This window comes from Tenacibaculum sp. ZH5_bin.1 (assembly GCF_042865525.1).
Taxonomy (GTDB): Bacteria; Bacteroidota; Bacteroidia; order Flavobacteriales; family Flavobacteriaceae; genus Polaribacter; species Polaribacter mesophilus.
Genome location: NZ_JBEGIO010000001.1, coordinates 1,106,586 through 1,129,932, shown reverse-complemented (window position 1 = coordinate 1,129,932; position 23,347 = coordinate 1,106,586). Strand labels below are relative to the sequence as shown.

Sequence of the window (23,347 nt, the reverse complement as noted above, 5' to 3'; positions counted from 1 at the left end):
TAACTAGAGTTACAAACGATAGTTTTATTTTTGTTGAAATTTGTACAAACTTACAAAAAGCAAATAGTTAATCGAACTTAATACCCATAAGAAATGTTTGGAAAAGGAAGTAAATTGTATAGTATTTTTAATAGTAAATGTCCTCGATGTCATGAAGGAGACTTCTTTAAATACAAACTTAACTTCAACCCTAAAAAAGTAACTACTTTACATGAAAATTGTCCTCAATGTAATTTTAAGTACATGATGGAGCCTTCTTTTTTCTTTGGTGCGATGTATGTAAATTACGCGCTTGCAGTAGCTCTTTTTGTTGCTATTTTTATTATTGCTAAAGTTTTTATTGGCTTATCTATTTTACATAGTTTCATAGCTATAATAGTTGTTTCTTTAATATTAACACCTATTACATTAAGACTTTCAAGAATTATTTGGATTAACCTATTTGTGGGTTATAAAAAGAACGCCAAAGAATTACAATCAGAAAAATAACTCTACTAGGAATAAGTTTATTATTTCTTAAAATATAACAATATAAAAAGGTTCGTTATTCAACGAACCTTTTTATATTTATTTCTTTATCCAACTCTTCACCCTTTTCGAGATGATTATATAAGTTTTCTGCAACAGTTGGGGCAATCATTACACCACGTGTTCCTAAGCCGTTTAAAATAGCTAATTTTTGATATTCTGGATGTTTTCCTACTAAAGGTCTTCTATCTTTTACTGTAGGACGTATTCCTGCTGATTGTTCAATTACTGTATATGGAACTGATATTATCTTTTGTAATTTTTCTTCCAACTCTTTTCTTCCTTCTTCTGTTGGAACTGATGTTTTATCTGTCCAATTAAAAGTAGCTCCTACTTTATATGTATCGTCACCTAACGGCATTATAAATACACTGCCTTTTAATAAAAAATCTATTTTTAGTTCGGGAGCATGAATTGTTATCGTTTCTCCTTTCGTTCCATTTAAAGGCAAATAATTAAAAAATGGGTTTTTCTTTAAACCAAATCCTTCACTAAACACAATTCTTTTTGCTGTAATATTATCATAACTTACTTTATCTTCTTGAATAGTAACTTTTGAATAGTCAAAGGCTTGTTCTAGGAGACTTTTTAATGATTTTATATACTCTTTATAAGACTTTACTAATAAAGGGGTATCAATTCTTCCTGTTCCTTTTAATTCTCCAAATCCATAATTACCTATAATTCCTTTTATTTTTTTTTTTGATATTTTTGGATTCATATAGTAAGACAACATTGGTTTATCTGATGCAATGAACCAATTGTTTTCATCTCCTACACTTGAAAATACTTTTTTAGTAGTAAATTTATAATCTAAGTTAAGTTGTAACTTTTCTTCTAGTTCTTCATAAAAAGGGATTGCCTTTTCTAGTTGTTCATGTCCATTCCAAACTGGCGTAAATCGTTTTAAGATTACAGGATTGTATACTCCACCAGCAACTACTGAAGATACTTGTGAAGTATTTTCAAAAACAATAAAACTTTTATTGTTTTTAATTAATTGTTCTGTAAAGGCTATTCCTGATAACCCTAAGCCAACGATGATATAATCTACCTCTTTATTCATAATTCAAAAGTACTACTATTGTAATAAAAAAGAGCTTGCAATGCAAGCTCTTTTTTGTTTATACTGAAAAGGAATATTAATAATTCCACATATCCATTTCTCTATTACGAATACCTTCTTTAATTCTATTTGCTTCTAACAATTGAAATAAAGAATTACCACGAACATAATCTTTTATAGATCTATCTCCATAAATGTTTTCTTCTCTTAAAATGGTTGAGTTAAAACGTCTTGCATTTAACAAGTTGTCATAAGAAAGTGGTTGTGCTGAATTTTCTGGGTTGAATACTTTTGAATTGTGTAATGTTTCACGAGCATCTGGGAAAAACACCCAAAATAGTTCATACACATTTTCACTGTCGTCAATTTCTTCAACTCCCATTACCTGTACATCTGGTCCCATAGGTGCTAAGGCTAATAAACGATATTTTAACTCACCTTGGCGTTTGTCAAAATACCAAATACCTTTTAACTTAAACCCCTTAATATCTTGAGACTGTACATAATAAGGATCCACATAGTCTCCATTTTGACGTTCATTAAACGTCATCATATTAACTTCTTCCATTCCTATTTTAGTGGTAAAATAAGAGTCGTTATAGACCTCTGTTATTTCACCATTTTTAATACCTTTTAATAAGGTATCAAATAAAGAACGTCTTGTAAGACCTGCATTCATAGTATCAATTGGGTAATAATAAGGTAGATTTATTTTCTGGTTTAAATCTACATATTCCCACACCACCTTAGACCATAACACATCTCTATCACTAATGTAGCCATAAGGAAGTGGTTTGTCATCTTCTGAAGCTATTTGAGCTTCAGATTTAAATCCAATTTCATCTACCTTTTTAGCATTTAAAAGGTTAGCTTGTGCACTTGCATAGCTTGTCGCAGCAAATGCGAATAAAACCATATAAAAACGCTTCCAATTCATACTTTCTTATTTTTTACTTATTAATTTGTAATTTCTACGCTAACAGGTAATACTTTTTTAATTTTATAGTTAGAACCTGATACTGATGCTTTGATATCAAAAATCGTAATTACATCATTTCTTCTAGCCTTACTAATAGCTGCTTTAGCTCTAGGGTTTAAACCTCTACCACTTACAGGTATCGCTACTTGTCCTGGTACTTTAACCTTAAAGCTAGATACGTTTAGTTTTAAATCAAATAAGAAGTCTGGTAATCCTGCAGCTACGCTTATTCTTCCTAAACTAGCTTTTGGCATTTTTACGGTACCATATTGACCTCTAACCATACCTACTGCTGGTGGTATGTCTTTAATTCTAAATTTCTTAACAGAACGTACACCTTTTGATGCACCCGTTGGAGTTCCTGTAACTACGATGTTTACCTCACTGCCTTTTCCTGGATACATAGTATACTTGTCTCCTCTAACTCTTTTCAATCCTGGAGCTTTTGCAGAAACTTTATTTCCTGGTACTCCTGGAATAGAAATAGTTAACGGGTTAGCTAAACCACGGTATACTACATTCATTTTATCTGCAGAAACTAGAGCTTCATTTGGTCTAGGAATAACAGCATAAGCTCCTTTAATATCTATTTTTACAATAGAATCTCCTTCTTTAAATTGGAACTCTCCTTTTAATTCCTTGTCTCCTACATTACCTGCTGGACCGTCTAGAATAACTTGTCCTGCTTGAATTTTTTCTTGCTCAACTTCTTTATCATTAATAATAACTTTCTCTGCAGTTAAATTAGGATCTTTTTTTCCTAATACAATTCTACCTGATAAGTTTTCTCCAGGATAATAAGCACTCTTATCAAAAACAACCATTGCTTCATATTTGGTCATAGATACAGCACTTTGTAATTCTCCTTGTAATAAAGCTGTTAAAGCATCAGATTCTGTAGCTTTAATATCTGCTTGGATTTGAGTTAACTTAGTTAAAGATGCAATTAAAGGGAAACCTTCAAAATGATATTTTAACCAGTCAATTTTTTTACCGTCTTTATTTTCTACTTTACTTGTATTAAAACGAGCGGCTATTACATCTGCTACTTCTGTACCTTCTAAAGCAGCAACAGCATCATTTCTGAAAGCATCTATCTTAGCAACAAACTCTTGTCCTTTTTTTGATATTTTACCTCCTTTAAAGAACAATTCATCTAAAAATTTAGACTTATCCATTGTTTCATATGCTTTTTTATCTTCTAAATCACCAGTCATTTGGCTCTTTAAATCTCCTACGTAAGCATATAATTCATCAGCTGCTACTTTTAACTTATCTGTTTTCTCCTTAGCTTCACCGTATTGCTTAGCTTGTTCTGCTGCCTTTTGAGCTAACGTTTCGTAAGCTGTTTTATTTTTCTCTGTTGCTTTTTGGTTAGCTACTGTTAACTTTTCATTCATTAATCCAAAGGCAGATAATACTTCCTTACTCATGTTCATTGCTAACATTGCAATAAACACTAAGTACATAAGGTTAATCATCTTCTGCCTTGGTGATAGTTGTCCTCCTGCCATATTAATTAGTTTGTTTAGTTAATAATTAGATTAAACTAATTAATTATTTGTTAGACATTGCAGTTAACATTCCTCCATATACTCCATTTAATGAAGATAGGTTTGTTGCTAACGATTGCATTTGCTCTTGTAAACGTTGAGAGTTTTCTACCATAGCTGAGTTTAAATCGGCTTGTTTACTAGCATTTTCTACTTGAGTTTGGTATAAACTATTTAATGATTCCATTTGAGCTGCTGCTCTAGACATTTGTTCATTGTAACTATTAGTAGCTGAAATTGATTGAGAAGCTGAAGCTAATGGCTCTACTGCTCCTTGGAAGCTTTTAATACTGTCTCCTAAACGAGATACTAATTGAGCATCTAATTTAGCTTCACTTAGTATATTGTCTAATTTTTGAGATAACATGCTTTGTGCTTCTTCTGGTGAAGCAGAAACTTTTTTATCTCTTTTGTTACCTGATGATTGTCCATCTGCTAACTCTGGGTATACTTTTGTCCAATCTAAATCGTCTTCAACTGCTTCAAACGCTGACAATGCGAAAACTGCTGCTTCAACAATCATACCTACCATTAATACTTCATTTCCAAAAGGCCAGTGTAAAATTTTAAATAATGCTCCAATAATAACTACTGCGGCTCCTAAACCGTAAGCCATGTTGAACATTTTTTTAGTTGATTTTGATTGTGCCATAATTCTTGATTTTTAAAATTTGGGGATTAATATTTATTCTTGTTTTCTTGTTTAATTACTTTTATTGGTACCTAAATAATCTTGTACGGTTCTAAATCCGATATAACTTCTTGCGGTGTCAGCGTATTCCCAATCACGAGAACTTACCTCTAGGAAATATGCTACATCTTTCCAAGATCCTCCACGTATTATTTTTCTTCTATTTTCTTTTATTTCAACATTAGGGTTCATGGTAGATCCCATATAATAAGACATTTGATTGTAAGCTGTATTTGTCCATTCTGAGACATTACCTGCCATATTAAACAATCCATACTCATTAGGATTATAAGACATTGCTTCAACTGTGTAAAGGGCTCCATCAGCTGCATAATCTCCACGAACTGGTTTAAAGTTTGCTAAAAAACATCCTCTATCACTCGTTGTACTAGGTCCTCCCCAAGGATATTTACCATAATCTAATCCTCCACGTGCTGCATATTCCCACTCTGCTTCTGTAGGCAATCTGAAAGCAGGCACTAAACCTAACTTCTTTCTAGATCTTTGAAAATTATTTTTTGTTTGGGTTCTCCAATGACAGAATGCTTTTGCTTGATTCCATGTTACCCCTACTACTGGGTAATTCTCATACGCTTTGTGTCCGAAATACTCTTGATGCATTGGATCATTGTATGAATAATTAAAGTCTTTTATCCATACTGTTGTATCTGGATACACATTTATAACTTCGTCTTTTAAGAAATCTCTTCTATTCTTACCTGTTCTTGCTGCAGCTTCATTATCAAACCAATAATACCTATAGTTTAATAATTTTGTATTAAATGTTCTAATTCCATTTAAAGCCTCATCTTTTCTAATATATAAAGAGTCCATCACCTCTACATAATCAGCATCAGGATATTCTTGTGAATCCCAAATTAACTCTTCTTCCCAGTTTAATGGTTTTAGTGAATCTAACCCTTCTCCTAATTCGTAATAATTTTCACGCATGTACTTATCATACGGAGTTTCATTAACAGTATCTTTTGATGCAAAAGCATATAATTGTATTCCTTGTGCATTTTTACCTGTATTAGCTGCATCCTCTCCTCCTAAAGAAGCAAATTCTGCTTGATAAGCTAATTTGGTTCTTGTTATGGAATCTCTTACCCAATGAACAAAAGCTTTATACTCACTGTTTGTTATTTCAGTCTCATCCATGTAAAATGGTTGTACCGTAACTGTTTTAGTTGGAGCATTCATGGCCCCCATAGGGTCTTCATCTTGTTTTCCCATAGTGAAAGATCCTCCTGGGATTTTAGCCATACCATATGGTTTTTCAGCAAACCATTTCCTTTTAGATTTCACTCCTACTAACTCTCCCCTATCACCACTTGAACCACAAGAGTAAATGATAGATGCTAACAATGCAAGTACTGTTATTTTTTTCATATTAAATCTTTCTTATAAAAGAGGCGTAAACCTATTATTTTTTTTATTAAAAAACAATCACGAATTATTTTTTTTTACAGAACATACAACTTTCTTTTAAACAAGCTTTTGCAAAGCCTTATACCACCTTTCTGGTATTTTTTGTTGTAATGCTTGTTCATAATCTCGATAGTTACATGGTATTAACGCATGTCTTTTGTGTTTATTATTTGATATTAAATTTATTTCCATCCACCAACGACCGCTTTTATCACTCTTATAAAAGTTTATTGGATCATCATCATTTAAAAGTACCGTAAACTTTTGGTAACTTTCTTTGGTTACAAATGGGTAATCTTTAGCTCTTGAATTTACTCCTTCTATGAAATACCAAATTACTTGAGCTATTAATTTTGCTGTTTGATGATTTAAATCTAAAAGGCTATTGTACTCGTATATTCCAAAAGATGTTACCTTATCACTTATCCCTGCATAACGTGCAACAGCACATAACTCTTCTCCATAAAATCCATTTGGCGAAGCATTTTTATTTGCAGGAGCATCGCTTTGACGTACACTGCCTATATCTACGCTTACAACATCTGCGTCACGCATTATTGGTTCTACCAATGTTATGTTTTTAACTTCTCCTAATCTGTAGGCTTCAAAATATAATTTATCTAATAGATTTATTTCTTCTTGAGAATTAAAGTAGGTTTGGTACCCTATATTACTGAAGTTAAACAGATTATTAGGCTCCTCCATTACAATTCTACTTAAATAAGATTGAGAGCTTAATTCTTCTTCTAATGAGCCTAGATCAAACCGACTATCAACAACTACTAAGTTAACTGTTTGCTCTAGTTCGTCGTAAGCTCTATAATTTGCGTAAGTTAAATCTTGTCCTCCTCCAATTATTACAGGAAGTATATTTTTTTTTAGTAAAAATGCTACTGATGATTTAACAGCAAAGTAGGTATCTTCTAATGTATTTCCTTTCTCTATGTTTCCGAGATCTGCTATACGAGTATGCCAGTTACCAGGAAATAATTGATACAAATGTTTACGAATTTCGTGTAATTCTTTACCACTCCCTAAATTACCTGCTGCTCCTCTATCTTCTTTAACCCCTAAAATTGCGATAGTTACTTCTGTTAAATCTGGAAAACCATCTTGAACAGTATGTAGTTGAATAGTTCTTCCTAATACAGAAGAAGGCTGTAAAACTACACGAGTAGCTACAGAATCTTCAATAGGGGAAAAGAAGTCTATATTCATTTATTAGGGGAATTTTTGGAGTCGCAATATACTAAACTATTTTTTTTCTGAAAGCTTCTTTATTTTTTTTTGGCTGCTTTCTTTTTAGCTGTTTTTTTCTTAGGTGTTTTTGCTTCAATCATTTTAACAGCCTCTTCTTGTGTTAGTTTTTCTATCTCTGTTGTCTTTGGAAGTTCTACCTTTATCTTTCCTTTTATTACATTAAAACGTCCCCAGCGTGCTTTTTCTACACGAATACCAACCTCTTCAAAATTGTGGATTAGCTTTTCACGCTCTTTTCTTTTTTTATCTTCTATTAATTCTTCTAAATCTGCTTGACTTAAATTATCAAAGTCGTATTTTTTATTTACGTTGATAAAAATAGAATTCCATTTAATAAAAGGACCAAAACGCCCTACTCCCTTTTGAATTGGCATTCCTTCATATTCTCCAATAGGAGCATCTGCTTTTCTTTTTGCTTCAATCAATTCAATAGCTCTATCCATATCTACAGACATTGGATTTTCTCCTTTATCTAACGATACATATTTACCATCAAATTTAATATAAGGACCAAATCTTCCATTAGCTACAACTACTTCTTTCTCTTCATAGTCTCCCAATGTTTTTGGCAACTTAAATAAATCCATTGCCTCTTCATAGGTAATTGAATTCATTGTTTGGTCACCTTGTAAACTTGCAAAACGAGGTTTCTCTTCATCAGTTGCCTCTCCTATCTGCACCATTGCTCCGTAACGTCCTAAACGCACATACACATTCTTTCCACTTTCAGGATCTACACCTAATAAACGTTCCCCTTTTGCTCTTTCTGCATTTGCAGCAACATCTTCTACAACAACATGAAAGTTTTTATAAAAGTCTTTAATCATTGCTATCCAATCTTCTTTTCCTTCTGCAATTTCATCAAATTCATTTTCTACTTTAGCTGTAAAACCATAATCTAAAATTGCATCAAAATTTTCTACTAAGAAATCATTTACTATATTTCCTATATCTGTTGGCACGAGCTTTCCTTTATCTGAACCTACTCTTTCAGTTAAAATTTGCTCTGACACTTCTTGATTGGCTAAACTTAATTGAGTGTAATTTCTTTCTTTTCCTTCTACAGTTCCTTTTTCAATATACTCCCTTCTTTGAATAGTTGAAATGGTTGGTGCATACGTAGAAGGGCGACCAATACCTAACTCTTCTAATTGTTTTACCAAAGATGCTTCAGAAAACCTTGCTGGCGGACGTGTGTAACGCTCAGTTGCTGTTATCAACTCGTTTATTAATTCTTCATTTACTTCCATTTTAGGTAACATTCCTGCCTGTTCTTCCTCTTCGTTGTCTGTCCCTTCTAAATATACTTTTAAAAATCCTTCAAAAGTAATTACCTCTCCATTTGCAGTAAACTGCTTTTTATTCTTATTGTTATCTATTTTTACGACGGTACGTTCTAGCTTAGCTTCACTCATTTGTGAAGCTAATGTGCGTTTCCAAATTAAGCTATACAACCTTGTTTGATCATACTCACCTGTAATTTCATGATTCTCCATGTTAGTCGGACGAATTGCCTCATGCGCTTCTTGTGCTCCTTTAGACTTAGTTGCATAATTACGTGGCTTGCTATATTCTTCACCATAAGAAGCTATAATTTCTGCTTGAGCAGCTTTTTTTGCATCATCAGATAAGTTTACACTGTCTGTTCTCATGTAGGTTATTAACCCTGCTTCATACAAACGTTGTGCTACCATCATAGTTTTGGCAACTGGAAAACCTAATTTTCTTGACGCTTCCTGTTGCAACGTCGATGTAGTAAATGGCGGTGCTGGAGATTTTTTTGCTGGTTTTTTTTGTAAATCAGCAACAGAAAATTCTGCTCCTAAACAAGAATTTAAGAAATTTTCAGCTTCTTTTTTTGTTGAAAAGTTCTTTGCTAATTTTGCTTTAAACTTTTTTCCTTCTGCATTTACAAACTCTGCATCAACACGATAAGAAGCTACTGGTGTAAAACCTTCTATTTCTCTTTCACGTTCTACAATTAAACGTACTGCAACCGATTGCACCCTACCTGCTGACAATCCTGGTTTTACTTTTCTCCATAATACAGGAGATAATTCATATCCTACAATTCTATCTAACACACGTCTTGCTTGTTGAGCATCAACAAGATTGTAATTAATTGTGCGTGGGTTTTCAATTGCTTTTAAAATTGCATTTTTAGTAATAGAGTTAAAAACAATACGCTTAGTGTTTTCATTTTTCAACTTCAATTGTTCCGCTAAGTGCCATGCTATAGCTTCTCCCTCGCGGTCTTCATCGGATGCTAACCAAACAGTTTCTGCTTTCTTTGCTAAGTCTTTCAGTTTTTTTACTACCGCTTTTTTATCGGTAGAAACTATATACTTCGGTTTGAAATCTCCTTCTACATTTACTCCCAACTCCTTAGATGGTAAGTCTGCAATGTGTCCAAAACTCGATTCAACCTGAAAGTCCTTTCCTAAAAACTTTTCTATCGTTTTCGCCTTAGCAGGTGACTCAACTATTACTAAATTTTTTGCCATACGTCTTATATCTCTTATCTCATTTTACACTTTTGTAATATAAGTGTAATTCAGTTTGCAAAAGTATATAGTTTTTTTTTAATGGGTCTTTTTTAACAAAATTTTACTTTTTCTTAAAAAAACAATCCATGTCAATTTGTCACAAATTACACTTTTTGGTTGTATCTTTGCAGCCTATTTTAGTACGATTTAAGGATTTATGGAACACGTAGAGAAAGTAATTGATGAAAAAAAACAAGGAAAAGCCCTTGTTACAGAACACAAAGAAGGAAACAACAAAAAACTTTTTATAGAAAGTTATGGTTGCCAAATGAATATGAACGATAGCGAAATTGTGGCGTCAATTTTAGCAAAGCAGGGTTTTAATACCACTCAAAATTTAGAAGATGCTGATTTAGTATTGGTAAATACATGCTCTATTCGTGAAAAAGCAGAAACCACTGTTCGTAACAGACTCCAAAAATACAATGCTGTTAAAAAGGTAAATCCAACGATGAAAGTTGGTGTACTGGGTTGTATGGCAGAACGATTGAAAGAAAAGTTTTTAGAGGAAGAAAAAATCGTTGATTTAGTTGTTGGTCCTGATGCTTATCGTGACTTACCTAATTTAATTGAAGAAGTTGATGCAGGTCGTGATGCTGTAAATGTAATATTATCAAAGGAAGAAACGTACGCTGATGTTTCTCCTGTTCGTTTAAACTCTAACGGAGTTTCTGCATTTGTATCAATTACTCGCGGTTGTGATAATATGTGTACATTCTGTGTAGTTCCTTTTACTCGTGGTCGTGAACGTAGTCGTGATCCTAAGAGTATTATTGAAGAAATTCGCAGTATGCAAGAAAAGAACTTCAAAGAAATTACTTTATTAGGTCAAAATGTTGATTCTTATTTATGGTATGGCGGTGGATTGAAAAAAGATTTCAAAAAAGCATCTGAATTGGCACAAGCTTCTGCAGTAGATTTTGCTCAATTATTAGACATGTGTGCTACTGAGTTCCCAAAAATGCGTTTCCGTTTTTCTACGTCTAACCCACAGGATATGACACTGGATGTAATTCATGTTATGGCTAAACACCAAAATATTTGTAAGTACATTCATTTACCTGTTCAAAGCGGGAGTAACAATATGTTAAAAGCTATGAATCGTCAACACACTCGTGAAGAGTACATGGAGTTAGTTGATAATATTTATAAAATTGTTCCTGAAATGGCTTTAAGTCAAGATATGATTGCGGGGTTCTGTGGAGAAACCGAAGAAGACCATCTTGATACTTTAGACATGATGAACTATGTAAAATATAGCTTCGGGTTTATGTTTGCTTATTCAGAAAGACCAGGAACCTTGGCTGCTAAGAAAATGGAAGACAATGTTCCTTTGACTATTAAAAAACGTCGTTTACAAGAAATAATTAATCTACAACAAGAACATAGTTTATACAGAGCTAAAGAGCATGTGGGTAAAATTCAGGAAGTTTTAATCGAGGGAACTTCTAAAAGAAATGAAAACGAATGGAAAGGTCGTAATACACAAAACACTGTTGTTGTTTTCCCTAAAGAAAACTACAAAATGGGTGATTTTGTAAATGTAAAAATTGAAGATTGTACTTCTACTACCTTAAAAGGTACGGCTGTTGGATATTCTGACAATAATTAATTTATAGAAAAGAGTGTAAAGAGAAAAGAAAAAGGTATAAGCTTTTCTCTCTGCTCTTTTTTCTTTATTCTAAAAAAGAAATGGAAAATTTACAAGCTATAAAACAACGCTTTGGCATTATCGGTAACGATATGCAACTAAATCGTGCTATTGAAAAATCGATTCGTGTTGCTCCCACTGATATTTCGGTATTAGTTACTGGTGAAAGTGGTGTTGGAAAAGAAAGTATACCAAAAATAATTCATCAATTATCACACAGAAAACATGCAAAATACATTGCAGTTAACTGTGGAGCGATTCCTGAAGGAACAATTGACAGCGAATTATTTGGACATGAAAAAGGAGCTTTTACAGGAGCTACACAAACCCGAAAAGGCTATTTTGAAGTGGCTGATGGCGGAACTATTTTTTTAGATGAAGTTGGTGAACTGCCGTTAACCACGCAAGTACGTTTATTACGTGTTTTAGAAAATGGAGAATTTATAAAAGTAGGATCTTCACAAGTACAAAAAACAAATGTTCGTATTGTAGCTGCAACCAACGTTAATATGCACGAAGCCATTTCTAAAGAGAAATTTCGTGAAGATTTATATTACCGTTTAAGTACTATAGAAATTTCACTACCTCCTTTGAGAGAACGTGGTGAAGACATTCATTTATTATTTAGAAAGTTTGCTGCCGATTTTGCACAAAAATACCGAATGCCTACCATCAGGTTAAATGAGAATGCTGTAAAGGTTTTATTGAACTATCATTTCCCTGGTAATATTCGTCAATTAAAAAACATTGCCGAACAAGTATCAATAGTTGAGGAAGATAGGCTAATTACCCCTGAAAAACTAATTCAATATTTGCCTGAAAACCGTAGTAATCTACCTGCTGTTGTAGGTGACAGAACTACAAGTCAATCAGATTTTGCTAATGAACGAGACATCATGTATAAAATCTTGTTTGATATGCGTAATGACATTAATGATCTAAAAAAGCTAACGCTAGATTTAATGCAAAACGGAGACTCTGAACAGGTACAAGAAGACAATCATCGTTTAATTGAACGTATTTATCAAGATCAAGATTTATCAGAAGCTTCAAACATTGAGGTAGTACAAATTCCAAAATCAACTTCTCATCAAAATGATTATGATTATGCGGAAACCATTGAGGAAGATGAAAGTTTATCGTTACAAGAAAAAGAAATAGAAATGATAAAAAAGTCTCTCGAAAAAAACAATGGTAAGCGTAAATTAGCTGCCAAAGAATTAGGAATATCTGAGAGAACCTTATACAGAAAAATAAAACAATACGACTTATAATAGTTATATTGTTTACTTTTAAAAATTATTCAACTTTAAATGAAAAAAACTCTTTATATAGTATCGTTACTTATTACTTTTACAACCATTATTGGTTGTGGAGCATACTCTTTTACTGGTGGAAACACAGGAAATGCAAAAACAATTCAGGTTGATTTTTTTCCTAACCAAGCACCTTTAGTTGAACCAATACTTAGTCAAAAATTCACACAAGATTTACAAGACTTATTTACACGTCAAACTAATTTAACCTTGGTTAGCACTAGTGGTGATTTACATTTTTATGGTGAAATTGTTGATTATCGCATTACACCAATGAGTGCCACAGCTCAACAAACAGCTGCTCAAAACCGATTAACAATTACTGTAAATGTAAACTTTGTTAATGCTTTAGAAGAGAAAGATAATTTTGAAAAACGTTTTTCTTTTTACTACGATTATGGAGCTAATCAACAATTAACTGGAGGAGTTTTAGAAACAGCTTTAAATGAAATCATAGAACGTATTACGCAAGATATTTTTAATGCCTCAGTGGCAAAATGGTAATTTTTTGAATAAGGATTTATACATACAGTTATTAGAAAAGCCTGAATTAATTTCGCAAGAACATCTTTCAGACATTACTGATATTATTCAAGAATATCCTTTTTTTCAATCAGCTAGAGCGCTTCGTTTAAAAATTTTAAAAAACCAAGAAAGTTATAAATACAACAACGAGTTAAAAATAACGGCAGCTCACACCAGTGATAGATCTGTTTTATTTGATTTTGTTACTTCTAAAGCTTTTAAGGAAGCCTCAATAAAAGAAGAAAAAATTAGTTTAAAAGACAAAATTCTTTCTAAAAGAAAACAAACAAAAGTTTCAACTATAGAGAAAGATTTAGCTATTGGTAAACCACTTTCTTTTACACAAAACGAAACTTTTTCTTTCAATCAATGGTTACAACTATCATCTAAAAAAACTATAGTTAGGACTTTAGATAATCAACCTTCAGAAAAACAAGCTAAAGAAATGCCTGTTAAGTCTGAACATGAAGCTATTATTGATCGTTTTATTGAAACTGCTCCAAAAATTTCTCGTCCTAATAAAACAAATACTTCGGATATAAAAATATCCGAAAATCAACAAAATAATCAATTAGCTACTGAAACTTTAGCTAAAGTATATTTAGAACAAAAGAAATATGACAGTGCTATTCAAGCATATAAAATATTAAGTTTGAAATATCCAGAAAAAAGTGGTTTCTTTGCAGACCAAATTAAAAGAATACAAATTTTACAAAACAATAAATAGATGACAACGTATACTTTACTTTTAGTTTTAATATTGATTGTTGCAATAGCATTAATCTTAATTGTAATGGTTCAAAATCCTAAAGGTGGAGGATTATCTTCATCATTTGGAGGCGGTGGAGCTCAAAATATTGGAGGTGTACAAAATACAAATAGCTTTTTAGACAGAACTACTTGGACATTAGCTATTACTATGTTTGCTTTAATTTTATTAGCAAACTTCGCTATTCCAAGAGGAAATGCAGCTGACGCTCCTCAATTAAATGAAACCTTAAACAATATTGAAACTACAACAACTCCTGCTACACCAGCAGCAACAGATACAGCTAAAGACAGCGCTCAGTAGTTTTTCAAAAAATAGAATATAAAATGCCAACGTAAATGACACGTTGGCATTTTTTTTATTTATTAATCTAATGTATTAGAAAAATTGTCAGCAAAAATCTAATGGCATAATTTCTGACAAAATACTACCAGTAAAATTAATTTAATCAATCAAAATATATAAAATGGGATTAAACATTAAACCTTTAGCAGACAGAGTTCTTGTTGAACCAGCTGCAGCAGAAACTACTACAGCATCAGGAATCATCATCCCTGACAATGCAAAGGAAAAACCACAAAAAGGTACTGTCGTAGCCGTAGGAAACGGAACAAAAGATGAGCCTTTAACTGTAAAAGTTGGTGATACTGTTTTATACGGAAAGTACGCTGGTACAGAGCTTAAATTAGAAGGAAAAGATTATTTAATTATGAGAGAAAGCGACATTTTCGCTATTATCTAAAATTTCTTTGCTATTAGCTTTTCGCTATTAGCCTATTAAACAAAAAATTTAAAACCAAGCCAACAGCTATATGCTAACGGCAAAAAACTTAAACAAACATGGCAAAAGATATAAAATTTGATGTAGACGCTCGCAATGGATTAAAACGCGGGGTAGATGCATTAGCGAATGCAGTAAAAGTAACTTTAGGACCTAAAGGACGTAACGTTATTATTTCTAAATCTTTCGGAGCTCCTCATGTAACTAAAGATGGAGTTTCTGTAGCTAAAGAAGTAGAACTAGAAGATGAGTTAGAAAACATGGGTGCCCAAATGGTAAAAGAAGTAGCTTCTAAAACTAACGATTTAGCAGGTGATGGTACTACTACTGCTACAGTATTAGCACAAGCTATCGTAAAAGAAGGTTTAAAAAACGTAGCTGCGGGTGCTAATCCCATGGATTTAAAACGTGGTATTGATAAAGCTGTAGCTGCTATTACTGAAGATTTAGCTAAACAATCTAAAGAGGTTGGTGATTCATCAGAGAAAATCAAGCAAGTAGCTGCAATCTCTTCTAACAACGATGCTATAATTGGTAACTTAATTGCTGAAGCTTTTGAAAAAGTTGGTAAAGAAGGAGTAATTACTGTAGAAGAAGCTAAAGGGACTGACACTTATGTTGATGTTGTTGAAGGAATGCAGTTTGACCGTGGATACTTATCTCCATACTTCGTTACAGATGCTGATAAAATGATTGCTGATTTAGAAAATCCATATATTTTATTATTTGATAAAAAGATTTCTAACTTACAAGAAATCTTACCTATTTTAGAGCCAGTTGCTCAATCAGGAAGACCTTTATTAATCATTGCTGAAGATGTTGATGGACAAGCATTGGCTACTTTAGTAGTAAACAAGTTACGTGGTGGATTAAAAATTGCTGCTGTTAAGGCTCCAGGATTCGGAGACAGAAGAAAAGCAATGTTAGAAGACATCGCTATTTTAACTGGTGGTACTGTAATTTCTGAAGAAAGAGGTTTCTCTTTAGAGAATGCTACTTTAGATTTATTAGGAACTGCTGAGACAGTAACTATTGATAAAGACAATACAACTATCGTAAACGGATCTGGTGATGAAGAACAAATTAAGGCTCGCGTAAACCAAATTAAAACACAAATTGAAACTACTACTTCTGACTACGATCGTGAGAAATTACAAGAACGTTTAGCGAAGTTAGCTGGTGGTGTTGCTGTATTATATGTTGGTGCTGCTTCTGAAGTAGAAATGAAAGAAAAGAAAGACCGTGTTGATGATGCTTTACATGCTACAAGAGCCGCTGTAGAAGAAGGAATTGTTGCCGGTGGTGGTGTTGCTTTAGTACGTGCTAAAAAGGTATTAGAAACTATTACTACAGAAAATTTAGACGAAACTACAGGTATTCAAATTGTGAATAGAGCTATTGAATCTCCATTACGTACGATTGTTGAAAATGCTGGTGGTGAAGGTTCTGTTGTAATTAACAAGGTATTAGAAGGTAAAAAAGACTTTGGATATGATGCTAAATCTGAACAATATGTAGATATGTTAGAGGCTGGTATTATCGATCCTAAGAAAGTAACTCGTGTAGCTTTAGAAAACGCTGCTTCTGTTGCTGGAATGATCTTAACTACTGAGTGTGCTTTGGTTGACATTAAAGAAGATACTTCTGCAGGTGGTGGAATGCCTCCAATGGGTGGTGGAATGCCAGGAATGATGTAAGTCGAGAAGCTCGACACCTAGATAGTAAAAAACCTCGAGAATTTTTCTCGAGGTTTTTGTTTGGCGTGATTTTTGCTTTTTTAAATTAAAAACTTAATAGTATGAAAATAAAAAAATATTTACTACTAATTGTTGCTTTTATTTCTTTAAACTTATCTGCTCAAGAAGAGAAAAAAACAAAGAAAGAATCATTTGATATTATAATCAATAACAACGAAATCAAATCAAACCAACTGCTTTTAGACTTTTTACAAAGAGATTCTAGACTTAAAGACATGCAGATAAGCAAATTAATTGATTACCAGAGAAAAAACAACACAAGCAACTTCGAAAACGCAAATACAAGGAAATTAAAAAAGTTTGGTAAGCCAAGTCCAACGGTTACTACAATTATTGTTGATAATGAAGTTATTTTAGGAGACGGTATTAACAGACTTTATCTTTTAGATCAAGTAAGGATGAAAAATATAAATAAAATAACTAGATCTAATCCTAGTTTTGATCAAGAAATTCATATTCATATGTTATAAAAAATAAATCCATAAGAAACTCGAGAGCTTCTCGAGTTTTTTATTTACATAAATTTTCTTAGTTTTAAGAAAAATTTATGCAAAAAATAATACTCTATCTAGTTCTTTTCTCTAACATATTTACTTTCTCTCAAGGACCTCTTATTACTCAAAGCTATTCTTCTTATTTTGAAAACACCAGAGAAATACCTTTCTTACATATAAATAAAACTACATTTTTAACAGGACAAGAGCTTTGGTTTAAAGCTTATATACTTGAGCAAAATTCACAAAAGCTACACCCAACAACATCGAACCTATACGTATCTATTTTTGATTTAGAAGGAAAGTTAAAAACTCAAAAATTAATACATATTAAAAACGGGCTTGGTACAGGTAATATTTTATTAGACTCTACTTTTGTAGATAATTCTTATTACATAAAAGCCTCTACAAATTGGATGAAAAACTTCAAAGAAGACAATTCTTTTATTCAAAAAATTTCCATCATAAACAGTAATAATAATAATAATGATAGTAAAATAATAAAAGAGAGTGCTTCATATGAATTTAAACTGTTTCCAGAAGGAGGCCATATTCTTTCCAATACAATTAACAACTTTGGTATTCTAATAAAAAATAAAAACGGAGAAGGAATTAAAATTAACAAAGGAGTAATAAAGAATAACTTAAACGAAATAGTCAAAAACTTCTCTACTAACTCTTTTGGGTTGGGTAATACAAATTTATTAATTAGAGGAGGTGAAACTTACGAATTTGAAGCTGTATTAGAGAATGGACAAACTATAAAATCATCAACCCCGTTACCTAAAAATAAAGGAGTAACTCTCAGAGTTATTAATTCAAATCCAAATTTTTTCTTAATTAATATACTTACTAATAAAAACTCTTTAAATCAACTAAAAAACCGCTCTTTTAAAGTTCTAATTCACAACACAAGGAAATTTATATCTTATAATTTTAATTTTAACTCTAAAGACACTAAATACTCTTTGTTTATTAACAAAAATGATATTGATAAAGGAGTTAATATAATCACAGTTTTTGATTATAAAAATACTCCTATCTTAGAGCGACTTATTTTTATTAATTCTCCTTCCCTTTTTACTGATATAAATATAAAAAACACTCCTGATAACTTAAGTGATTCCATCTCTATTCACTTAAAAAACAACACAAATGAAAAGGTTTTCTTAAGTTCTTCTTTTCTTCCTATAAAAACAAAAAGCTATTCCCCTGAAAACAACACAAATACATCTTTTTTATTAAAACCCTATATTAAGGGAAACATAGAGAACCCTAGTTATTACTTCAATAACATTAACAATAAAAAGCTTAGAGAACTTGATCTATTGTTGATAACACAAGGCTGGAGTAAATATAATTGGTTTGATATATTTAATAATCCTCCTAAAACTAATTATTCATTTGAAAATGGTATCAATATTGTTGGAACTCTTTCTAGTTCTTTAAATCAGAAACAGTCACTTTTAATATATTCTTCTAATAATAATATTATTAGGGAGATTAAAGAAAAAAATCAATTCATATTAAAAAACACATCTATTAAAAAAAACACTTACATAAATTTTGGGATAAAGACTAAAAATAATATTCAAAAAGTATCTCCTTATCTACAGTTTTCCAATACTATTTTAATTGATTCAATCAATAAAAATAATTTGCTTTCTAATAGCTTTGAAAATTCAAGCACTGAATTACCTAACTCTATGTTTCAATTAAAGAAATTTGAAACTTTAGATGAAGTTATAATCAACAAAAAGAAAGATATTAAATCTGAAAATAACCCCTATGGTGCAGCTACAATGCTAACTAGAAAAGTCATCGATAATACAACTATAGCTTCAGGTGAAACAATTTTAGATTATTTAAAAAGCAAAAACTACAAAACAACAACAAAAGATGGCTACCTATATATAAGATCTAGGGGGTTAGGAAAATCTACTTCTAACCTATCACAATTAAGAAAAAACACTGAAGGAGGTGATACTTCCATTAGTCCAGTAAATTCTAGAGATCGTCTTAAATTAGACGTACGAGTTTTTTTGGATGAAAACGAAATAAGTTATGACTTATGGATGCTTGAGAGTATTTATCTTAATACAGTAAAAGAGATTTATTATGGTAGAGTTCATGATGTTAGGTCTAATGAACATATTTATATTTACACTTTATCTCCAAGAGAATATAGCAAGAATAATACTTCTTTCTTTAGTGAGTATAAAGTAGAAAAAGGATTCTCTATCGAAAAAGAATATTACACTCCTGAATATAACTCTTACGTAGACAATACTTATAAATATTATGGTGATATCTTTTGGGAACCAAATATAGAAATAAAAGCAAACTCTAAATTTGATTTCAAAATCCCACAGAATTTACAAGAAAAAGTCATTGTTTATATTGAAGGGGTTTCTGAGTCTGGAAAACTAATATCTAAAAAATATATTATTTCAAAAAAAACTAATCCGTAACAAAAATCTCGAGAAATTCTCGAGGTTTTTTATTTCTAGTACTTTTTTTTAAATCTTTCGCTCTACTACATAATCAATCATTTGCAGTAGGGAATTTTTATAATCTGAGTCTGGATAATTGTCTAAAATGGCTAATGCCTTATTTTTATAGTCGTGCATTTTAGCAGTAGTATACTCCAATCCCCCATTTTCTTTAACAAAAGCAATAACTTCTTTTACCCGTTTTTTGTTTTTGTTATGCTTCTTAACGGAATTTATTAACCACGATTTTTCTTTTGGAGAACAAGTATTCAAGGTATAAATTAACGGAAGTGTCATCTTTTGTTCTTTGATATCTATTCCTGTTGGTTTACCTATTTTGTCTTCAGTGTAATCAAATAAATCATCTTTAATTTGAAAAGCAATACCAATATACTCTCCAAACTTACGCATCTGTTGCACTGTTTTATTATTTGCTCCTACCGAGGCAGCACCAATACCACAACAAGCAGCTATTAGCGTAGCTGTCTTTTGACGGATAATTTCAAAATAAACTTCTTCAGTAATATCTAGTTTGCGAGCTTTTTCAATTTGTAATAACTCCCCTTCACTCATTTCTCTAACCGCAATAGAAATCAGTTTTAACAAATCAAAATCTTCATTATCTATAGAGAGTAATAATCCTTTGGATAGTAAATAATCACCTACTAAAACAGCTATTTTATTCTTCCAAAGTGCATTAATTGAGAAAAAACCTCTACGTCTATTACTATCGTCAACTACATCATCATGTACTAATGTTGCTGTGTGGATTAATTCTACTACTGAAGCTCCTCGATATGTACGTTCATCAAAACCACCATTAGAAACCATTTTTGCTACCAAAAACACAAACATTGGTCGCATTTGCTTTCCTTTTCTGCGGACGATATAATAGGTAATTCTGTTTAATAATGGAACTTTAGACAACATCGAATCTTTGAACTTTGTTTCAAAGAGTTCCATTTCTTTAGCAATCGGAAGTTTTATTTGCTCAACTGGCTTCATATAGTGAACAAAAATAAGAATAAAAAATGTTTACTTTTGATTAAAAACAAAATATGAAACACTTAAAGATAAGAGCGATTGTTTTTCTTATAACCTGCACCTGTTTAATATTATTAGGAAGCTACATTTCTGACGGTAATCAACGCTCTTGTTTAGGTAATCCAGTTATTTTACCATACATTTTTTTAGGTCTCCCTTTTGTATTTTTGTTAGGTATACTGGATATTATCGTTTTAACTTTTTTAAAGAAACTAAGACTTTATAAAATTATTATTAACTTAAGTTTAATTCTAGTTTCTTTTCTCATTGCTTTTCTATTTATAGAGTACTAAGATTTATTAGCTAATTGCCCACAAGCAGCATCAATATCTTTTCCTCTAGAACGACGCACATTTACCACAATATCGTTCATTTCAAGATTAGAAATATAATTGTTTAAAGCTCTATCTGATGCTTGTTGAAACTCTCCGTCATCTATTGGGTTGTACTCAATTAAATTAACCTTACACGGAACATATTTGCAGAATTGCACCAAGGCATCAATATCTTCTTTTCGATCGTTAATTCCATTCCAAACAACGTACTCATACGTTATTTTTCGTTTAGTCTTTTCATACCAATACTCCAAAGATTCCCTTAGATCTTTTAATGGAAAAGTAGCATTAAATGGCATAATAGATGTTCGAACCTCATCAATAGCGGAGTGTAATGAAACTGCTAAATTAAAACGTACTTCATCATCTGCCATTTTTTTAATCATTTTAGGCACACCAGAAGTTGATACGGTAATTCGTCGAGCTGCCATTCCCAAGCCTTCTTCTGAAGTTATTTTATCAATAGCTTTAATTACGTTGTTGTAATTCATTAAAGGTTCTCCCATTCCCATAAAAACAATATTTGACAATTTATGATTATGGTATAACCTACTTTGTTTATCAATTGCTACAACTTGATCGTAAATTTCATCCGCATTTAAATTACGCATACGTTTTAAACGAGCTGTTGCACAAAATTTACAATCTAAACTACATCCTACTTGACTAGATACACAAGCTGTAGTACGTTTTTCAGTAGGAATTAAAACTGACTCTACAATTAATCCGTCATGAAGTTTAATTGCATTTTTTATAGTACCATCATTACTACGCTGCATTGTATCAACTTCAATATGATTGATTACAAAGTTTTCATCAAGCATTCTTCTTGTTACTTTAGATAAACTTGTCATATCATCAAACGAATGTGCTGCTTTATGCCATAACCATTCATATACTTGGTTACCTCGAAAGGCTTTATCTCCGTTTTCAATAAAAAAGTCACGGAGTTGTTCTTTGGTTAATGCACGTATGTCTTTTTTCTTTACTATCATCATCAGGTACAAAAATACACAAAACCTCACAAGTAACTTGTGAGGTTTTGTAAATGGTTTAAAAACTGTTTTATAAAATTAACATCGCATCTCCGTACGAGTAAAATTTATATTTTTCTTTAATTGCTTCATGGTATGCTTCCATAATAAAATCGTGCCCTGCAAATGCAGAAACCATCATTAACAATGTAGATTTAGGCGTATGAAAATTCGTTACCATAGAGTTAGCTATACTAAAATCATAAGGAGGAAAAATAAACTTATTCGTCCATCCTTCAAAAGCGTTTAATTGATTGCTTGAAGAAACAGATGATTCTATAGTTCTCATTACAGTAGTTCCAATTGCACATACTCTTTTTTTATTAGCTATAGCATTATTTACAATATCTGCACTAGCTTGTGGGATAATAATTTGCTCAGAATCCATTTTGTGCTTAGATAAATCTTCAACCTCAACTGGATTAAATGTACCTAAACCTACATGCAATGTTGTTTCAGCAAAATCTACTCCCTTAATTTCTAATCGTTTCATTAAGTGCTTAGAGAAGTGCAATCCTGCTGTTGGTGCTGCTACTGCTCCTTCGTGCTTAGCAAAAATAGTTTGGTAACGATCTTCATCTTCTGGCTCTACCTCACGTTTTATGTATTTTGGTAATGGAGTTTCTCCTAACTCAATTAATTTTTTTCTAAATTCATCGTAAGGTCCATCAAATAAGAAACGTAATGTTCTACCTCGTGAAGTAGTATTGTCAATAACTTCAGCGACTAAACTTTCATCGTCTCCAAAGAATAATTTATTACCTATTCTTATTTTTCTTGCTGGATCTACTAATACATCCCACAAACGATTTTCAGCATTTAATTCACGTAATAAAAATACTTCAATACGGGCTCCTGTTTTTTCCTTGTTCCCGTACATACGAGCTGGAAAAACTTTCGTATTGTTCAACATCATTACATCTCCTTCATCAAAATAATCGATTAAATCTTTAAATAGTTTATGCTCGATTTTTTGTGTGTCACGGTGCAATACCATTAATCGTGCTTCATCTCTATGCTCTGAAGGATATTCTGCCAATAATTCTTTTGGCAATTCAAAATTAAAATTTGATAATTTCATTTGTAAAATTTTCT

At 31.8% G+C, this 23,347-nt stretch carries 20 protein-coding genes; 10 read left to right on the top strand and 10 right to left on the bottom strand.

From position 1 onward, the window contains the following. Positions 1-93: 93 nt before the first annotated feature. Complete coding sequence (locus ABHQ57_RS05250; protein ID WP_047788549.1) at positions 94-489, top strand: DUF983 domain-containing protein; 396 nt, start codon at positions 94-96, stop codon at positions 487-489. 55 nt (positions 490-544) lie between these two features. On the opposite strand, the gene ABHQ57_RS05245 is transcribed toward ABHQ57_RS05250, so the two are convergent. From ABHQ57_RS05245 to topA, 7 genes are all read right to left on the bottom strand, one after another. Further along, a complete protein-coding gene (locus tag ABHQ57_RS05245; RefSeq protein WP_073181766.1) occupies positions 545-1,594 on the bottom strand; it encodes an FAD-binding oxidoreductase in 1,050 nt (349 codons plus the stop codon). A gap of 76 nt (positions 1,595-1,670) precedes the next feature. After that, positions 1,671-2,531, bottom strand: coding sequence for a gliding motility protein GldN (gene gldN / locus ABHQ57_RS05240; RefSeq protein WP_082118617.1), 861 nt, complete (start codon positions 2,529-2,531; stop codon positions 1,671-1,673). A 20-nt stretch (positions 2,532-2,551) separates the two neighbouring features. After that, a complete protein-coding gene (gldM, locus tag ABHQ57_RS05235) occupies positions 2,552-4,087 on the bottom strand; it encodes a gliding motility protein GldM (protein ID WP_167713153.1) in 1,536 nt (511 codons plus the stop codon). A 43-nt stretch (positions 4,088-4,130) separates the two neighbouring features. Continuing rightward, a complete protein-coding gene (gene gldL / locus ABHQ57_RS05230) occupies positions 4,131-4,778 on the bottom strand; it encodes a gliding motility protein GldL (protein ID WP_073181770.1) in 648 nt (215 codons plus the stop codon). A gap of 51 nt (positions 4,779-4,829) precedes the next feature. Continuing rightward, positions 4,830-6,209 (bottom strand): gliding motility lipoprotein GldK, encoded by a 1,380-nt coding sequence (gldK, locus tag ABHQ57_RS05225; RefSeq protein ID WP_073181772.1) that lies wholly within the window; start codon positions 6,207-6,209, stop codon positions 4,830-4,832. Positions 6,210-6,305: 96 nt separating this feature from the next. Continuing rightward, positions 6,306-7,466 carry a formimidoylglutamase gene (locus ABHQ57_RS05220; protein WP_167713151.1) on the bottom strand — a complete coding sequence of 387 codons (1,161 nt, stop codon included), beginning with the start codon at positions 7,464-7,466 and terminating at the stop codon, positions 6,306-6,308. 59 nt (positions 7,467-7,525) lie between these two features. Next, on the bottom strand, positions 7,526-10,012 hold the full coding sequence (gene topA / locus ABHQ57_RS05215) for a type I DNA topoisomerase (RefSeq protein WP_159613985.1): 2,487 nt from the start codon (positions 10,010-10,012) through the stop codon (positions 7,526-7,528). A gap of 199 nt (positions 10,013-10,211) precedes the next feature. Here topA and miaB point away from each other — a divergent pair, with 199 nt between their 5' ends. The 9 genes from miaB (at position 10,212) to ABHQ57_RS05170 (ending at position 19,818) form a co-directional block, all read left to right on the top strand. Next, complete coding sequence (gene miaB / locus ABHQ57_RS05210; RefSeq protein WP_389862634.1) at positions 10,212-11,666, top strand: tRNA (N6-isopentenyl adenosine(37)-C2)-methylthiotransferase MiaB; 1,455 nt, start codon at positions 10,212-10,214, stop codon at positions 11,664-11,666. Positions 11,667-11,746: 80 nt separating this feature from the next. Next, positions 11,747-12,979 carry a sigma-54-dependent Fis family transcriptional regulator gene (locus ABHQ57_RS05205; protein WP_281979784.1) on the top strand — a complete coding sequence of 411 codons (1,233 nt, stop codon included), beginning with the start codon at positions 11,747-11,749 and terminating at the stop codon, positions 12,977-12,979. Positions 12,980-13,018: 39 nt separating this feature from the next. After that, a complete protein-coding gene (locus ABHQ57_RS05200; RefSeq protein ID WP_047788558.1) occupies positions 13,019-13,525 on the top strand; it encodes an LptE family protein in 507 nt (168 codons plus the stop codon). Next, the gene (locus tag ABHQ57_RS05195) at positions 13,503-14,273 is read left to right on the top strand and encodes a hypothetical protein (RefSeq protein ID WP_389862632.1); all 771 of its coding nucleotides are present in this window, start codon (positions 13,503-13,505) and stop codon (positions 14,271-14,273) included. The genes ABHQ57_RS05200 and ABHQ57_RS05195 overlap by 23 nt, the downstream gene beginning before the upstream one ends. Then, positions 14,274-14,618, top strand: coding sequence for a preprotein translocase subunit SecG (gene secG, locus ABHQ57_RS05190; RefSeq protein ID WP_047788559.1), 345 nt, complete (start codon positions 14,274-14,276; stop codon positions 14,616-14,618). A gap of 163 nt (positions 14,619-14,781) precedes the next feature. Next, positions 14,782-15,057: a co-chaperone GroES gene (gene groES, locus ABHQ57_RS05185; protein ID WP_047788560.1), complete on the top strand. Its 276-nt coding sequence runs from the start codon at positions 14,782-14,784 to the stop codon at positions 15,055-15,057. 98 nt (positions 15,058-15,155) lie between these two features. Further along, the gene (groL, locus tag ABHQ57_RS05180; RefSeq protein WP_389862630.1) at positions 15,156-16,793 is read left to right on the top strand and encodes a chaperonin GroEL; all 1,638 of its coding nucleotides are present in this window, start codon (positions 15,156-15,158) and stop codon (positions 16,791-16,793) included. A 101-nt stretch (positions 16,794-16,894) separates the two neighbouring features. Continuing rightward, complete coding sequence (locus tag ABHQ57_RS05175; RefSeq protein WP_047788562.1) at positions 16,895-17,323, top strand: hypothetical protein; 429 nt, start codon at positions 16,895-16,897, stop codon at positions 17,321-17,323. Positions 17,324-17,400: 77 nt separating this feature from the next. Further along, complete coding sequence (locus ABHQ57_RS05170; protein WP_389862627.1) at positions 17,401-19,818, top strand: hypothetical protein; 2,418 nt, start codon at positions 17,401-17,403, stop codon at positions 19,816-19,818. Between the two features lie 48 nt (positions 19,819-19,866). Here the strand turns inward: ABHQ57_RS05170 and ABHQ57_RS05165 are convergent, their stop codons facing one another. The 3 genes from ABHQ57_RS05165 to queA all read right to left on the bottom strand — a co-directional run bounded on the left by ABHQ57_RS05165 (position 19,867) and on the right by queA (position 23,333). Then, complete coding sequence (locus ABHQ57_RS05165) at positions 19,867-20,844, bottom strand: polyprenyl synthetase family protein (protein WP_047788564.1); 978 nt, start codon at positions 20,842-20,844, stop codon at positions 19,867-19,869. 328 nt (positions 20,845-21,172) lie between these two features. Beyond that, positions 21,173-22,213, bottom strand: coding sequence for a 23S rRNA (adenine(2503)-C(2))-methyltransferase RlmN (gene rlmN, locus ABHQ57_RS05160; RefSeq protein ID WP_196781620.1), 1,041 nt, complete (start codon positions 22,211-22,213; stop codon positions 21,173-21,175). Positions 22,214-22,283: 70 nt separating this feature from the next. Next, complete coding sequence (gene queA / locus ABHQ57_RS05155; RefSeq protein WP_047788566.1) at positions 22,284-23,333, bottom strand: tRNA preQ1(34) S-adenosylmethionine ribosyltransferase-isomerase QueA; 1,050 nt, start codon at positions 23,331-23,333, stop codon at positions 22,284-22,286. Between the last annotated feature and the right edge of the window lie 14 nt (positions 23,334-23,347).

Coding starts and splice junctions, on each gene's coding strand:
- ABHQ57_RS05170 (WP_389862627.1), top strand. CDS start 17,401: ATGCAAAAAATAATACTCTATCTAGTTCTTTTCTCTAACATATTTACT.
- queA (WP_047788566.1), bottom strand. CDS start 23,333: ATGAAATTATCAAATTTTAATTTTGAATTGCCAAAAGAATTATTGGCA.
- gldL (WP_073181770.1), bottom strand. CDS start 4,778: ATGGCACAATCAAAATCAACTAAAAAAATGTTCAACATGGCTTACGGT.
- ABHQ57_RS05165 (WP_047788564.1), bottom strand. CDS start 20,844: ATGAAGCCAGTTGAGCAAATAAAACTTCCGATTGCTAAAGAAATGGAA.
- rlmN (WP_196781620.1), bottom strand. CDS start 22,213: ATGATAGTAAAGAAAAAAGACATACGTGCATTAACCAAAGAACAACTC.
- gldM (WP_167713153.1), bottom strand. CDS start 4,087: ATGGCAGGAGGACAACTATCACCAAGGCAGAAGATGATTAACCTTATG.
- gldK (WP_073181772.1), bottom strand. CDS start 6,209: ATGAAAAAAATAACAGTACTTGCATTGTTAGCATCTATCATTTACTCT.
- ABHQ57_RS05250 (WP_047788549.1), top strand. CDS start 94: ATGTTTGGAAAAGGAAGTAAATTGTATAGTATTTTTAATAGTAAATGT.
- gldN (WP_082118617.1), bottom strand. CDS start 2,531: ATGAATTGGAAGCGTTTTTATATGGTTTTATTCGCATTTGCTGCGACA.
- groES (WP_047788560.1), top strand. CDS start 14,782: ATGGGATTAAACATTAAACCTTTAGCAGACAGAGTTCTTGTTGAACCA.
- secG (WP_047788559.1), top strand. CDS start 14,274: ATGACAACGTATACTTTACTTTTAGTTTTAATATTGATTGTTGCAATA.
- ABHQ57_RS05220 (WP_167713151.1), bottom strand. CDS start 7,466: ATGAATATAGACTTCTTTTCCCCTATTGAAGATTCTGTAGCTACTCGT.
- topA (WP_159613985.1), bottom strand. CDS start 10,012: ATGGCAAAAAATTTAGTAATAGTTGAGTCACCTGCTAAGGCGAAAACG.
- groL (WP_389862630.1), top strand. CDS start 15,156: ATGGCAAAAGATATAAAATTTGATGTAGACGCTCGCAATGGATTAAAA.
- ABHQ57_RS05245 (WP_073181766.1), bottom strand. CDS start 1,594: ATGAATAAAGAGGTAGATTATATCATCGTTGGCTTAGGGTTATCAGGA.
- ABHQ57_RS05195 (WP_389862632.1), top strand. CDS start 13,503: ATGCCTCAGTGGCAAAATGGTAATTTTTTGAATAAGGATTTATACATA.
- ABHQ57_RS05200 (WP_047788558.1), top strand. CDS start 13,019: ATGAAAAAAACTCTTTATATAGTATCGTTACTTATTACTTTTACAACC.
- ABHQ57_RS05205 (WP_281979784.1), top strand. CDS start 11,747: ATGGAAAATTTACAAGCTATAAAACAACGCTTTGGCATTATCGGTAAC.
- ABHQ57_RS05175 (WP_047788562.1), top strand. CDS start 16,895: ATGAAAATAAAAAAATATTTACTACTAATTGTTGCTTTTATTTCTTTA.
- miaB (WP_389862634.1), top strand. CDS start 10,212: ATGGAACACGTAGAGAAAGTAATTGATGAAAAAAAACAAGGAAAAGCC.